Below are 12,579 nucleotides of genomic sequence, written 5' to 3'. Positions count from 1 at the left end.
CTAAATGCCGACTGCGCTGCCGATGGCCATGAATAGGAACGCCAGCAGCACGACCACCTGCATGGGGGTGCTGGCCAGGGCGTCCGACAGGAGCAGCCTGCCGTTTTGGCGGCGGCAGCGACGAAACGCCGGCACTACGAGAAACGCCATCATGATGGCGATGAGGCCGCCGGCAGTGCGCATGATGTCGAGGAACCCGCCGAGGTTCAAGAGCACGAGGATGAGCGAGGGCAGCGTGGCGATGAGCCAGCACACCCGCCGATTCCACTTCGTCTGCTCTTCGATGATGTCGGACAGCGCGAGCGAGATCGACCAGTACGTGGTGAGCATCGCGAGCACGGTGAACGCCGATCCGAGCACCTGGGCCCAGAGCCCTATGCCCTCCGACCAGCCGATCATCGCGAGCTCGGTGATGCGCGCGGAGCTTGCGAGCGAGCAGGTGACGATGACGACGATGAACATGAGGTTGAGCCCGAGCCCGATAAGGATTGCCTTGCGCACTTTGGCGGGATCGCGATCGAGCCCCTCGACGGCTTGCGGCACGCTGAAGAACGCGACGAACGAGAACATGGCCATGCCAAAGAAGGCGAGGATCTCGTTGGGTTGGCCCACGGTACCGAAGGGAAGCGGGTTATGCCAGTTGAAGAGCGAGGCAACGCCGAGTATCGCCACGATGACGATGATGATGCTGACCGATATGGCCTCGCTCACGCCGAGCACTTTGAGCCCGAAGAACACCACGGCTGCAGCGATCACGTAGAACAAGAGCTGGGCTGCCAAAGGCGGAAGCCCTGCCGCTTGGAATATCTCGGCACCGCCGGCGATGTAGGCGGCGAGGTTCGTGATGAGCACGAGCGTGGTGAGGACGAACAGCGCGATAACGAATACGTTGCCGCGCTTGCCGCGGAAGAGGTACGTGCGGAATACCGAGATGACCTGCGTTCCCTTGCCGCTTCCGATGGTGATTTCGGCAAGCATCATATGCATGCAGTAGCTGAAGAAGAACGCCGCCAGCATGATGGCAAGGCCGGGGACGAGCCCGGCGCGATCAACGAGGTAGGGAAGCGTCATGACGCCGCTGCCCACGCCGTACCCGGTGATAATGCAGGCCGCCTGCCAGACCGTGAGTTTTTTCTCCATGGGTGGAAATCCGTTCCTTGTCTATCGAATGCCAAATGCAACACTGCATTGTACACCGCGTACGGGCGCTTCGGAATGGCGGGTTGCTTGATCGAGGTGCGCGGGACTCAGCCGCGCTTTGAGCCCTGACGGCTGATGCCGCCTTTGTGGCCCGATGCTTTGTTCGGTCCCATGCCGGCGCAGGGACGGCTGGTCGCCCGCGGAGTTGCCAGGCGCGCTTCCTTTGCGGCGAGCGCACGCGCCCATCGCTCTTTGTCGGTATTGTTCGGGGCTTTTGCCATGGTGCGGCTGTCTGCGTGGAGCTAGACCAGCTTGCCCTTGCAGTGGTCGATCATATGCTGGATGATCTGAGCCGTCCATCCCGTGAAATCCTTCTTGCGGGCCACGAGCGCGCCGTCGACGAGCTCGTCGTAGGCGACCTTGATGCGGTCGTAGCGCGTCACCTTGGATTCGTCTTCGAGCGAGAGGCAGCCCTCGACGGCCTTGAACGCGCCGAGCGCCTGCTTGAGTACAGGATTGTACATGACGTGCGGCTGGTCGTTGTCGTCGAGATACACCACGACGCGCTTGGCGACGCCGATCTGGTTGGCGGCCAGGCATGCGGCGCCCTCGAGCGACGCGATGGTGTCGAGCAGGTCCTGTGCCACGGCTTCGTCTTCGGCCGTAGCCGCCTCGCAGGGCTGCGAGAGGATCGCTTCGTCTTGTACCAGTTCCTTGATCATGGTGCTCCTGTCGTGGTTGGGCGGTGCGCGCGCCTTCGCATGGCGAAGGCGCGTTGGTTGCTTGGTGAATTTTAGCATGAAGGCGGATGCTTGTTGATCGGTTTGGGCCGATGGCAAAAGATCGCGTGCGCCCGCGAGCCGGTAGCAGCGCTTATTCGAAGTCGAGCAGCTCCCGGATGTCCATATCGAACACGTCTGCGAGGGCGAGCAACGTGAACAGGCGTGGGTTCATGGGGGTGCCCGGTTTGGATTCGCCCTTTTCGAACTTCTGGTACGTGTAGGCCGATATGCCTGCGGCGTGGGCAACGCCCTCCTGGCTCATTCCGCACTCATCGCGAAGCATGCGAAGGCGTTGTGCGAGCTTTGCCGAGTAGGTCTCGGGAGGAATCTGTCGCTTACGGGTATCCATGCACTCATAATTCCTTAAATTCCCTCTAGACACTACCATACATGTATGGGAATATATTTATGGAATGAAAGGGCGGGAAATATGCGGGCGGGGATTGGGGTTCTCAGCCGATCCCGCTAGAGGCGGGGCTTGCGAAAACAGTCAGGCGTTTCGCAAGTGGTTTTGGTTTTCCTGGACAACTGAAGAAGGCAATTCGAAGGCCGTGCAGCAAGGGCGAATCCCTCCTGCGGCCTTGTTACACCTGCTCGAAATCGAAAGGGGATTCGATGGGGACAATTCGGGGAAAGGCACGTTGGGCGGCGGGAGCTCTCATGACGATATGCGCGGTTCTGGCATGCGCGGGCTGCGCTCCGCAGGCGGCAGACTCCGCCAAAGCGGAAAACTCGCATGAAAGCCCGATTGCATCAGTCGATTTTACCTGGTCACCCGATTCCGATTGCTCGATGTGCCATGCGGACGAAGCGAAGTCGCTGCAGGATTCAACGTTTCCGGCTGCTGTTCACGAACGGGAAGCCGTCGAGTGCGCAACCTGCCACGGCGATGAGTCCAAGCTGTCCGCGGCGCACGAGGGAGCCCTTCCCGATTCCGAAATGCCGACACGGCTGAAAAGCACTGCGGTAGCCGAACAGGTATGCCTTGACTGCCATGATGATGCCGCTGCCCTCGCGCAAGCAACTGCGGGCAGCACGGCTCTCGTCGATTCCGAGGGAACGGCGGCCAACCCCCATGCGCTTCCCGATTCCGAAGACCACGAGGGTATCTCTTGTTCCGATTGCCACAAAATGCACACGTCCGACCCCGTGGACAAGACGGCTATGAACGCTTGCCTCAGCTGCCATCACGAAGGCGTATTCGAATGCTACACCTGCCACGAATAGCGTAGGCAGCAGGCGTTCTTGATGGGTATTGGCGGTATGAGACCGCTTGCCGTAGAGGAAAGGGGAACAGATGGAACATGCGGTATCGAGGAGGAGCTTCCTCAAAGGCGTCGGCCTTGCGGGAGGCGCCGTGGGAGCGGGGATGCTCCTCAACGGATGCGCTTCGGGTGAGAGCGATGCGGGCGAGGCAGCCCCTTGGTGGGCTCCCGAATCGTGGGATATCGAGACCGACGTTATCGTGGTCGGTACCGGCGATGCGGGCTCGCCGGCTGCCATCCGCGCGGTCGATGCGGGTGCCGAGGTTATCATGATCGACAAAGGCGAGTTCTTCGGCGGCTGCTCGGTGCTCGGCGGCGGCAACTGCCAGCTTGCGTGCACGAGCGTTCAGAAGCGCTTCGACATCGAAGACAAGCCGGAGTGGGCCTTCGAAGACCAGATGGAATTCGGTCTGTACCGCTCCAATCCGGAGGTTCTGCAGGCGTGGATCGACACTTCCGACGAGTACGCTACGTGGGTGGAGGACGTATGCGGCGGCGAGTGGGTCGACGTGACCAAGCAGGAACCCGCCCGTGTACCGCGCTCGCATCAGATTGCCGAGCACAACGGCCAGCCCAAGGGTTCGGGCGTCGTGTTCTCGATGCTGTTCCACGAGCAGCTCGAAGCCCGCGGCGTGCAGATTCTGCTCGAACACAAGATGACGAAGATATACCGCGAACCCGGTGGCCCTGTGCTCGGTCTCGAGGTCGAAACGCCCGACGGCACCATCGCCATGAAGGCCCGCAAGGGCGTTGTGATCGCGACGGGCGGATTCAAGGGCAACCCGCGGATGATCCGGGCCCAGCACGCCGCGTTCGACGAGACGCTGATCTGGACCGGTTGGCCCGACGTCCTGCCGACCGGCGACGGGCATCTGTGCGTGACGGATATCGGCGGCGGTTGCGTCGACATGTCGTTCATCATGGAATTCAGCGGCAGGCTCGGCAGCCGCCAGTACGTGCGGTGGGACCGCCCGCATTTCGACAATCCCTCGACGAAGACGGGACTTCCTTCGGGTAAGCTCGACCACATGGTGTTCGTGCAGAACCAGGGTACCCGCTACCTCAACGAGGCCGGGTGGGAGGCTGGGCACACGCTTCCGTGGCTTCCCCACATGGTTGCTTTCCTCCAGATCGAGGGCAGGCCGCGCATGGAGTGGTTCGTGACCGACCAGGCAGGCGCTGTAGATGCCGGCTGGGATAAGTACGAGGATGCGTTCTTGAATCCTGATTCCGAGAAGACGCCGTGCTGCGAACCGGGTTGGGTCGCGAAGGCGGATACCATCGCCGAACTCGCAGAGCAGATGGGCGTGCCGGCCGACAACCTCGAAGCGACTATCGCGCAGTACAACGAGTATGCCGCAGCGGGCGAAGATCCCGATTTCGGCAGACCCGGGCCCCTCTATCCGGTTGCCGAGCCGCCGTTCTGGGCTGCGCGCTGGTGCCGTATGCCGCACGACCAGTGCACGGGCATCCGCGTGAACCAGAACATGCAGGTTGTTGATCAGTCGTTTCAGTGGCAGCCCGAAGGTTGTGACAGCGTTCCCATCAGCGAAGAGCCGATTATCCCGCACCTGTACGCCGCAGGCGAGTGCACGGGCGGCACAGGCGGTGCCGTACGCGGAAGCGGCAAGCGCGGCTGGTATCAGGTGCACGGCTACATTGCAGGCAATCTCGCCGCACAGGAGGATCCGATCGCATAGCAGGCGTTTTGGTTGGGCTGGCTAGGGGCGAGCTCCTGCGAGTCAAGGATAGTGTTTTGGCGGGAAGGGGCTCGACGCTCCTTCCCGCCTCTGCGTGAAAGGACGTTGCGATGGACGAAGCGGGAACGGCGCTTGACGGCGTGACAGGCGAGACTGATGGCTCTTTGGCGGTTGTAACGCATGCTCCCGAGCTTGTGTTGAGCAGGCGCAGGCTCGCCCGATGGTCGGGCGGAGCCGATCTGACTTTGATCGCGAGGGTAAGTTGCTTGGATTTCTGCGATCTCAGGGGCACCAAGGTGCTTATGAGGAGCAGCTCGGGCGAAGCATGGGAAGAGGAGATCGTAGCCTTCAACGGAGCCGAGAACGAGACGCGCGAGATTGCGGTTTTCGTAGGTCCTGATGTAGGGGCTTATTCGTGGACGGCGACGTATCGGGATGCGGGAGACGATGGCCGACTGGCCCACTCCGAAGTTACGAGCACGGTTTCGTTCGAATACCGTCCGCATGCGGTGAGCTTGGCGACGTGGGGCGCGTCGCTGCCGGCCGTTGTGGGACAGACCGTTATTGTGCGGATTGGTGCGAAGTGCGCTGACGGATGTTGTTTGGGCGGCGCGGGGTTTCGTGTGTGCGACGATGGTGGGCGAGAGGTTGCTGCTGGTGTTCTTAGCGAGGCGCCCCGGGAGGGTACCGATGGACTCTACGGAGCCGAGGCGTCCTTTGCGGCACCCGAAGAGCTGGGAGTTCATCGCTACACGGTGGTGCTCGACGCTTTTGACGGCCACGACGAGGCGCGATCGACGTTTGCATTTCTGGTGATCGAGGAGCCGTCCTGCAAGATCGAGGTAATCGTGACCGACGAGGACGCCGGCAACCCCATCGCCTCTGCACGGGTTTCGCTCCATCCTTTTGTCGAGACAACCGGAAGCGATGGGCGCGCGGTGCTTCCCGCCGATATCGGCAAAGGGGTTCTGCGCGTTGTCGCCGAAGACTACGAGGACGAGCTGCTTTCGCTTGTGGTGGCGGGGGATACGGAGTTGCATGTTGCACTCAAGAGGAAGCCCGAGGACGTGGGGGATTTCTAGTTCGTAAGGTACTTTACCTTTCGGTATTGTCTAAGTGATAAAACGATCACCGCCTGAGCCTTCTTGCCGATAGCATATCTGCTGCACAATCGCGTTTTGCGATAGAATGGCATCGGCCCGTGATCTTTTCATTTGGAAGCACAAGGCGATACCGAGAGGCGCAGATCCATGAATATTGTTCCAACCGAATTCGCTCCAGAACCGCCAAAAGGCTCGTCATTCATTATCGACAGGTGCCCTTTTCGCTATGGCGAGCGTATCGATATGGCTGTTTTGAACTTAGCCGAAGATAAGATAATCAATTGGCCCATGGTGTACATATTGGCCAACGAGGACACTGCTTATGTTGGACAAACGACGAGTGTTGCCAATCGTGTAAATCAGCATGGCGCAAACGAGGAAAAGAAAGACTTTGCCAGCGTCAATATCATTTTCAACGAAGAGTTCAATGTTTCTGCGGTAACCGATTACGAGCATCGTCTCATCGGCCTTATGCATGCTGACGGTAGATATAGACTAACGAACAAGAACGATGGCATGACGGACACGAATTACTTTTCGAAAGCTCAGTATGCCGATATGTTCGAAGATCTTTGGGAAGAGCTCAGGCGCTTGGAGCTTGCCGAGCATACGATTGACGAAATCGAAGAATCCGAAGTGTTCAAGTACTCACCTTATAAAGGATTGACCCCCGATCAAAGGGTTGCACTCGATAAGATTCTTGAAGCCATCGATGGTGGTCTTGATGAGGCGAAGCCCATCGTTGTTGAAGGAATGCCCGGAACCGGGAAAACGATCCTTGCGATCTATTTGCTGAAGGCCCTGAAAGACAACCCTAAGTATGCTGGAATGAACGTTCGGATTGTCGAACCAGTTACATCGCTTCGGAACACTCTCAGGAAAACGCTCGCCAACGTAAGCGGTATGAACGCCGACGACATAATCGGCCCTGCCGATCTCATTAAGCCTGACTGCCGATATGCGGGAAGGGGTACGAAAAGTTTCGACATCGTTCTTATCGACGAGGCCCATCGGCTAAAGCGAAGGGTGAATCTTGGCACGCAGTTTGGGAATTTCGACAAAGTAAACGAGGAGCTTGGTCTGCCTAAGGGGGCAAACCAAATCGAATGGATACTCGACCAGGTGAAGCTACCCGTTTTCTTTTACGATCCCTTGCAGACGGTAGGTCCTTCGTGCGTTGGGAGAGAGGTGGTCCGGTCTTCTCTCGGCGATGCCGTTTTAAATCCGATACGGCTTGATAGTCAAATGCGAGTTAAGGGCGGGAAGGAATATCTTGACTACATTGCTTCGATTCTCGCCGATGCTGATCCCGAACCCCAAACGTTTGAGGGGTACGATGTGGTGATGCACGAGAGGTTCGAGGATTTCGTTGCAAGCTTTGAGGAGACGTATAAAAAGCATACCTTGAGCAGGATGATCGCTGGATATGCCTGGAAGTGGGTGTCCAAAAACGACGCTGAAGAATACGATATCGAAATCGATGGCGTACGGAAACGATGGAATTGCACCTACGACAACTGGGTTGGAAAAGGCGTAGACGATCCCGCCGTTGCTCGCGAGGTCGGGTGCATCCACTCAACTCAGGGATATGACTTGAGCTATGCGTACGTCATCATTGGCAACGACATTAAGCTGAATCCGTCAACCGGAAAACTGGAAGCGAATAAAGACAGCTATTTCGATAGGAACGGCTACGCGACGGCTTCGCCCGAAGAGCTAACTCAGTATATTAAGAATATCTACTACGTTCTGCTGACGAGAGGGATTTACGGGACGCATATCTATGTGTGCGATGAGGGGTTAAGGGAGTGTTTTGGGCGATACTTCAAAGCGATCGATTAGGTGCTGGGCATATAGATCAATAGTCGTATTCTCGTTCGACGGAGCTTGCTTACCGTTTTGGGTGCTTTATGATTGCGATCGACATGCTGATAAGGGTCTAGACTGCTTTACATGTACGTCCTTATCGTTAAACGTGCGCTCTCTGTATCGAAGTACAACGAATGACATCGTGTCTTCGACTCGACGTGAACAGGATAGGCGGTTGTTTTATGAATATTGGTTGTGCGATTGACCCTTACGATAGGGAATCAAGCTTGTATCCCATGGCGTACCTTGACGTGTTGGGGGACTACTCAAAGAATAAGGGATCAAGCCCATGCGGATGAAACGCTTTATACCCTTCATAACCTTTACGCCCTTGAGACTTCAGTGGCGAGGGAAACATTCAAGGAGAAAGTGAAAATTTGTTTTCGTATTTTTTCCGATAATCTTGTTGTCGCATTGCCTCTTTCAGGTGATGTTGAGAAGCAGCATTGGGAGATTATTTTGTTTATGAGAACCGTCTCCAATATTCAGTCTTCATGTGTTGGAGGCATCGTTGGTTGGCTACTGCGGGGCGGGATGACGATCGGTCCTGCCTATATGGATGAAGTGATGGTGTGGGGTGAGGCTCTTGTTGAAGCACATCATTTAGAGGATCGATTGGCGGTCTTTCCCCGAATAGTGCTTGCCGAGAATACGGCATGCAGCTTGTTGAAGGACGAGGAGCTATCCGCTTTTGTAAACCAGGATTTTGATGGATTGTATTACCTTAACTATCTTTCTAATTGGTCGTACTGCGGAGAGATACTTGCGGCGGGCTTTGAGAGGATGAAGCAAGAGGCTTTGCCGAACGCTCGTCCTGATGTAGTACAGAAGTTAAGGTGGCATATGAATTATGCGAATCGGGAGCTGGAGAGAAAGGGTGAAAACGCGCGCCTCTCCCTTTAGCAGGAGCTCATCGAGCTTGTCCTATCAAGAACAGAATGACGGACCTTCAATGATCGACGGCATGAAGCCTCCATGGGGGTAAGGAGAGGTTCGACTACTTCCCCGGGTTGCTTACCTGTTCGATATACTTCAATATTTGAAAGATTGTTTTGCGTCTACAGAAGTCGAGCAGCTAAGTGGCAATAAGGTCACTAGTATCGGCTATCATTTTTCTTGAGCTCAACGAGGGCGTCGTAGGGCTATCTGTAAAGTTCTTCTCTTTTCAAGCTTTTGACGTAGCGTTCGATCTCTTGTCGTGCTCTTATTGGCGGAGATCCGCCTCTTTTCCGATTCTTCGACTTCGCGCATGAAGGCATCGGCTACGCTGGGAAACACGGTAAAGCACAACGCGGCCACTTGCTTGCAGATGGCGTGACGATCTTTTGCGAAAGGGCAATCGCAGTGGGCGCTCCTGGGATGTTCCGTATCAATGACGGTATGGTACGGATCGGCCGCTGGTCCATTGATAGAGCTTTTGTACATGCCTTCCGCTGCCTGCTCGAACGATGCAATTTTCCTTACTTGAAGTAGTCGTATCCTCGCCACAAAGAGGAGTTGCTTGCGAGAGACCAAAGGCGCATGGGGACCCCTCTTTCGTCTGTCGTCGTTCGCCGGCTAGCTTCGGGTTTACTCGTGCTAGAGGTTCTTCGTGTATCTGCACGCGGGATATGCGCTGCACCCTAGAAAGACACCATGCTTACCTTTCCGCTCAACCAACTTGCCTCCACAATAGGGGCAGATCTGTCCTGCTTGGATGCCCTTCACCGTCTCGATGTGCTCGATGGCTTTCTCTTCGGTCTTGCACATGCTTTCGATAGCGTTCGCGAGGCTTTCCAGCTGAGCTTGATTGAAAACAGGAGTTCGATTATCGAGCGCTCGGTTCACGTCTCGTACCAAATGGTGTCTCCGAAGAATCTTGCAGCTCTCTGTGTCGGGCGGAACGGCTTTGAGCTCGCAGCGCTCGGAGAAGACGATGAACGACAAGAATGCGCTTTCGGGAACGCCGAGGTGGTTTGCCAATGCGCGGATATGCGATCGGTTTTGCATGATGGGGTTGTAGAAGCGGTTTTTCTGGCCGCCTTTCAGGGATTGGGTCCACTGCTGCTGTTCAGCCGAACCGAATATCCAGCCCGAATAGTTCTTGCTTTCGAAGACGAGGATGCCCTTTTCATGCAGCTGTACTACGTCGATTTCGGTGGTGCGTCCACGCGTGGGCACGTAGATGTTCGTGAACGTTTTGAAGCTGCCGGGGATACTGCCGTGGGCAAGGGCGTAGTCGGTTAGGAACTCGCCGTAGTGACCCGAGCCATCAAATACGTGCTCGAGCTTCTTGAATAGACCGGGTTCTTCTCCCTTAATCCTGTTCAGCAGTCCCATGCGGCAACCTCGCGCATCATCGGCTTTGGTAGACAAGTCCATGCTATCACCGCTTGGGTCATACTTGGCTCATCTATTTTGGGGGCTTCGGGGTATTGGGCGTCGGTATGTTCTTTGTGGGCGACCTCGTCGGCGTTCGGCGGTGGTATTCGAGCGCGAGGCAGAAAAGCTATCGCATGCCATGGCGCGGGGTGGTAACGGTGGTGGTATCGCCTGCGGGATTCAGTAAAACCATTGCCGTCTCGGCATGGCCTGCAGCCTTGGACAATACGACGGCCGTCTGGCTGCATGCAGTTGAAGTCGACTCGAAGGGGGCTAAACCATGGCGTAGATCATGTCCCAAGTAATAACTTTCCTGATCGCGCCGCACGCTTTTCTGTAATCACCGGCAGCAACGGCTGCCTCGTAAGCATGTTTTACGGTAGATTCATCGATTCCGACAGCTTCGGCTATCCAGAGAAGCGAGGCGGCGTTCATGAGCCCGTTGTAACATCGCCTAGCGCTTTTGTTGGGTATCTGCCTTGAGTACGAGCCGTAGCCTTTGGTTTCATTGGATTTGAACCACTCGACCATATGCTCTCGTTCGGTGTTTCCGGTTTTATCCGGGGAATCATGTACTTCGTCGATGTACTTGTCGGAATAAGGATAGTGGTCCGCTTTCGTCGAGAGAATGCTCGAGAACGTCTTGCACCTGATATCGGTCATGTTGCCATCCTTATCAATCTTTCCTTATAAGTGTACGCTTCTCGCACGGTTTTCCTGCGCGTCCTAGTTTTATCGCATGCTCGAAGTCTGATTCGGCGATTTTTGTTCGACAACCGATATCTAAACGAGTTTGGTTTGCTCGGTATGTTCGATTATTGCATGATGAATACCCAAACCGAAAGCGTAAGCTTATTGACGGCTATTTTCTAGAGTGGTGTAGCATGCCCTCAGATACGAGATCGATGAGCTCTTGCTTCGTGTGTATCTCCAACTTTTGATAGATCTTTTTTATGTGCGTCTGCACCGTTCCTGTCGATAGATATGCCATGTCAGCAATCTTTTTAGCACTGTTTCCCTGCGACACGAATAGCATGATCTCTGTTTCGCGATCGGTGAGCCCATAGTCTTTTCCTAATTGTTGAACCGTTCTCTTTCGGACATCATCTTCGAACTCGTATCCTGGTTTTCCATCTGCATCAAAGGCTTTGTTCCGAAGGAAGATGAGCGATGCGATCACGATGAGAAGACTTCCGATGATCGAAAACAACCCTGCGTTTTCATCGAAGGTTGCTTGGGTCACGCTTACGAACGAAGGAACGGCAAAATAGCTGAGAAGCCATGCTATTACTTCAGGAATGAGAAAGAATGATCCCAGCAAAACGACAGGAGAGGTTCGAGTCGTTTGGACGCTGCCAAGCAAAGCGATCCATAGGAAAAAGCTCAAATACGAGCGAGCGATAATGATTATCGCCCGTCCGTAAACGCCCCACTCAGAGTTAAGGGCGCTCATGAAAAGCAAACCTGCTAGGAATACCACAATAAGCCCAATCCATATTGAGTAGAGCAGCTTTTCACGATGAGTCGATACGACGATCGCCAAACAGAGGATCACGGAGAAAAGGACGGACACCGTATTGATCTCGATCGGTCCAAGCACGGGTTCGTCGCTGAAGGTACCGGGATATATGAATCCTCGAATAGTCCCCCCCACCAAAAGCGCCAATACGAGAACCGCGATCATGCCGAGGGGTGCTTTATTGAGAGAAGCCAAAGAGCTCTCTGTCGAGAATCTCAGCGGAATGTCTTTTGCTCGGTACCGTGCGGCCATAAACCAGCACAACCCCGAGATCAAGGGAGCGCTTACCGGCAGAAATGCGGGTATGGGATCAGGAAGAGAGCTTGTTGTCAGAAGAACGAAACTGAAGAGAAACGCCACAACGGAATAGAGGAGCATCTTCTTCCCGGGGAGCTTAAGCGCTTCGAATCCCCAAGCGAAGGTAAGGCAAACAAAACTCGCAGCGCATCCGATTATCCCCCCTATCGCAAGAAAGGGCCCGACGGATCCCGCATTTGGTGACACGTAAATGCACAGGCCCCCCAAGGTTCCTGCAGCGGCAAGAACGGCGGTCCATGTCTTCCTTCTCGATATCGCCTGCAAAACACCGTTGTTCAGAAAAACAGCAACAAGGGCTAGGAGGACGATGCCAAAAAGGTAAAAGGCATACAGGAGATGTTGATCAACAGAAGACGAATCTGCGAGAGAAAACAGGTACTGGAAATATGAGCGCCGAGGCACCGTCCAATAAAAAGCCATTCCCACAATGTAGAAGGCATGAGAAGTTTGAAACGAGATTTTATTCACAAGCTGCACCTTAGCAAAGTTTCACCTGTTAGATTACTGCGAAATGGTATATAC

At 55.3% G+C, this 12,579-nt stretch carries 11 protein-coding genes; 5 read left to right on the top strand and 6 right to left on the bottom strand.

The annotated features are described in order from the left end of the window. The 3 genes from MWL89_RS11705 to MWL89_RS11695 all read right to left on the bottom strand — a co-directional run bounded on the left by MWL89_RS11705 (position 1) and on the right by MWL89_RS11695 (position 2,271). Positions 1-1,140, bottom strand: a complete 1,140-nt coding sequence (locus tag MWL89_RS11705; RefSeq protein ID WP_244386175.1) for an aromatic amino acid transport family protein — start codon at positions 1,138-1,140, stop codon at positions 1-3. A 302-nt stretch (positions 1,141-1,442) separates the two neighbouring features. Continuing rightward, entirely contained in the window at positions 1,443-1,862 is a 420-nt protein-coding gene (locus MWL89_RS11700; RefSeq protein ID WP_102377563.1) for a peptide deformylase, read from the bottom strand. Between the two features lie 151 nt (positions 1,863-2,013). Continuing rightward, positions 2,014-2,271 carry a helix-turn-helix domain-containing protein gene (locus MWL89_RS11695; RefSeq protein WP_102377564.1) on the bottom strand — a complete coding sequence of 86 codons (258 nt, stop codon included), beginning with the start codon at positions 2,269-2,271 and terminating at the stop codon, positions 2,014-2,016. Positions 2,272-2,537: 266 nt separating this feature from the next. Between MWL89_RS11695 and MWL89_RS11690 the strand changes: the two genes are divergently transcribed. The 5 genes from MWL89_RS11690 to MWL89_RS11670 all read left to right on the top strand — a co-directional run bounded on the left by MWL89_RS11690 (position 2,538) and on the right by MWL89_RS11670 (position 8,762). Continuing rightward, complete coding sequence (locus tag MWL89_RS11690; RefSeq protein WP_146040568.1) at positions 2,538-3,149, top strand: cytochrome c3 family protein; 612 nt, start codon at positions 2,538-2,540, stop codon at positions 3,147-3,149. A 70-nt stretch (positions 3,150-3,219) separates the two neighbouring features. Next, positions 3,220-4,887, top strand: coding sequence for an FAD-dependent oxidoreductase (locus MWL89_RS11685; protein WP_244386174.1), 1,668 nt, complete (start codon positions 3,220-3,222; stop codon positions 4,885-4,887). Positions 4,888-4,997: 110 nt separating this feature from the next. Continuing rightward, on the top strand, positions 4,998-5,969 hold the full coding sequence (locus MWL89_RS11680; protein WP_244386173.1) for a hypothetical protein: 972 nt from the start codon (positions 4,998-5,000) through the stop codon (positions 5,967-5,969). Between the two features lie 168 nt (positions 5,970-6,137). Then, positions 6,138-7,832, top strand: a complete 1,695-nt coding sequence (locus tag MWL89_RS11675) for a DUF2075 domain-containing protein (protein ID WP_244386172.1) — start codon at positions 6,138-6,140, stop codon at positions 7,830-7,832. Between the two features lie 396 nt (positions 7,833-8,228). Beyond that, positions 8,229-8,762: a hypothetical protein gene (locus MWL89_RS11670; RefSeq protein WP_244386171.1), complete on the top strand. Its 534-nt coding sequence runs from the start codon at positions 8,229-8,231 to the stop codon at positions 8,760-8,762. 675 nt (positions 8,763-9,437) lie between these two features. Here MWL89_RS11670 and MWL89_RS11665 read toward each other — a convergent pair. From MWL89_RS11665 to MWL89_RS11655, 3 genes are all read right to left on the bottom strand, one after another. Then, entirely contained in the window at positions 9,438-10,178 is a 741-nt protein-coding gene (locus MWL89_RS11665) for a nuclease-related domain-containing protein (RefSeq protein WP_244386170.1), read from the bottom strand. A 315-nt stretch (positions 10,179-10,493) separates the two neighbouring features. Beyond that, positions 10,494-10,883 carry a hypothetical protein gene (locus MWL89_RS11660; protein WP_244386169.1) on the bottom strand — a complete coding sequence of 130 codons (390 nt, stop codon included), beginning with the start codon at positions 10,881-10,883 and terminating at the stop codon, positions 10,494-10,496. Between the two features lie 199 nt (positions 10,884-11,082). Then, positions 11,083-12,525, bottom strand: a complete 1,443-nt coding sequence (locus MWL89_RS11655; RefSeq protein ID WP_244386168.1) for a helix-turn-helix domain-containing protein — start codon at positions 12,523-12,525, stop codon at positions 11,083-11,085. Between the last annotated feature and the right edge of the window lie 54 nt (positions 12,526-12,579).

This window comes from Raoultibacter timonensis (genome assembly GCF_022845715.1).
In the GTDB taxonomy this organism is placed as follows: Bacteria; Actinomycetota; Coriobacteriia; order Coriobacteriales; family Eggerthellaceae; genus Raoultibacter; species Raoultibacter timonensis.
This window is presented reverse-complemented; position numbering and strand designations above follow the sequence as displayed.